The following is a 1,401-nucleotide window of genomic DNA, read 5'->3' as shown; positions in this document are numbered from 1 at the left end:
GCCGTGGTCGAGCCGGGCGGAGAAATGGCGCCGGTCGCGGACCCGCGGCTCGCCCTCCTCGGTCGGGTAGCCGGCCGCGATCCAGGCCGGCAGCCCGCCGTCGAGGACGCAGACGTCGCGCACGCCGAAGGTGCGCAGCATCCACCAGACCCGGGGCGCCGAGAACAGCCCGTGCCCGTCGTAGACCACGATGTGCATGCCGTCGCCGACGCCGAGCGCCCGCATCCGCGAGGCGAACGCCTCCGGGCGCGGCATCATGTGCGGCAGCCCGGATTCGGTGTCGCTCATCGCGTCGATGTCGAAGCGGACCGCGCCGGGGATGTGGGCGGCGCGATACTCGGCCTCGGGGTCGCGCCCGGCGGCGGGCAGGTACCAGGAGGCGTCGAGCACGACGATGTCGGGCGCATCGAGGCGCTGGTGCAGCCATTCGGTCGAGACGAGCGCGGTGTCGTTCATGATGCGTCCGGTCAGTCGTTGCGGGCGGTGTCGGCACCAGTCAATCACAGGGTGGAGGCGGATGCACGCCCCGGTCGGGCGGTCCAAGTCTGGGAAGGCGCGTCTGCCCGCGAAGCCGCCGCAGCCTGGAGATCCGAGCCGGCGCGATGCCGCACAGCAAGTCGACCGTCCCGCTGCAACCCCGCAGGCTTGTGCATCCGTCAGACCCTGAAGGCTGTGCGCCGTTGCAAGATACGCGGGGCGGTCTTGTTTCCGCGGGGAACAAGACCAGTTATAACAACACCATGACACCGTCGTGCCGGCGTTTTCGCCGGACCCGTATGGACCGGACGTCTCACCGCCACGGATCACCGTGCGTTGCAGGATCGCTCGATACGGGACGGCGTTCTCTCACCATTCCCCTGCCGGGCGGCCTTTTGCGCCAGCATGAGATTCCGCGAGCTTTCAGTGCGATGAACCAACTCGTCCGCATGTCCCAGATCGGCGAAGCCGAGACCGTCAAAGAGCCGTCGGCCGAGCTGCGCGTGCCGTTCGCGCAATCGGGCGCCTTCGTCTGCAAGTTCATCATCGGCGAGCCGAACGATCGCGCGGTGTGCTGCGGCGCGCCCGTGGCCGACGGAAAGAGCTGGTGCGCATTCCACCGCCGCATCGTGTTCGAGCCGACCCGACCCGGCCGCATCCGCTGAGCGGGTCCCTACGCCCGTGACCTGGCGACCGCGAGACGGGCTTCAATCGAGCCCGTCCTCCTCGTCGTAGGGCCGATAGCTGCGCAGCATCCGGCCATCCGGGTATTGTACCGATCGGGCGCGGACGACGAGGTATCCCGCGGCCTGCGCCGCCGCGATGCGGCGCGTGCGGTCGTCCCCTTCCGCGAAGATCGGGTTGCGCTCGCCGTCCGCCGGCCCGGCCACCCGCCCGACCGGCAACGGCGCGTAGGGGTAGGGC

At 70.0% G+C, this 1,401-nt stretch carries 2 protein-coding genes and 1 pseudogene; 1 reads left to right on the top strand and 2 read right to left on the bottom strand.

From position 1 onward, the window contains the following. Nucleotides 1-456 (bottom strand): rhodanese-like domain-containing protein (locus tag FV222_RS26140; protein WP_281406930.1); only part of this gene is annotated, 456 nt, incomplete at its 3' end. 452 nt (nt 457-908) lie between these two features. On the opposite strand from FV222_RS26140, the gene FV222_RS26135 reads away from it, so the two are divergent. Further along, nucleotides 909-1,142 (top strand): hypothetical protein, encoded by a 234-nt coding sequence (locus FV222_RS26135; RefSeq protein ID WP_147753003.1) that lies wholly within the window; start codon nt 909-911, stop codon nt 1,140-1,142. A 42-nt stretch (nt 1,143-1,184) separates the two neighbouring features. Here the strand turns inward: FV222_RS26135 and FV222_RS30190 are convergent. After that, a pseudogene (locus tag FV222_RS30190) lies at nt 1,185-1,401 on the bottom strand (hypothetical protein); the annotation flags it as partial.

The sequence above is a fragment of the Methylobacterium sp. WL103 genome (assembly GCF_008039885.1).
In the GTDB taxonomy this organism is placed as follows: domain Bacteria; phylum Pseudomonadota; class Alphaproteobacteria; order Rhizobiales; family Beijerinckiaceae; genus Methylobacterium; species Methylobacterium cerastii.
This window is presented reverse-complemented; position numbering and strand designations above follow the sequence as displayed.

Bases quoted from the DNA above. Each gene is read 5' to 3' on its own strand.
- FV222_RS26135 (WP_147753003.1), top strand. From the start codon at position 909: ATGAACCAACTCGTCCGCATGTCCCAGATCGGCGAAGCCGAGACCGTC.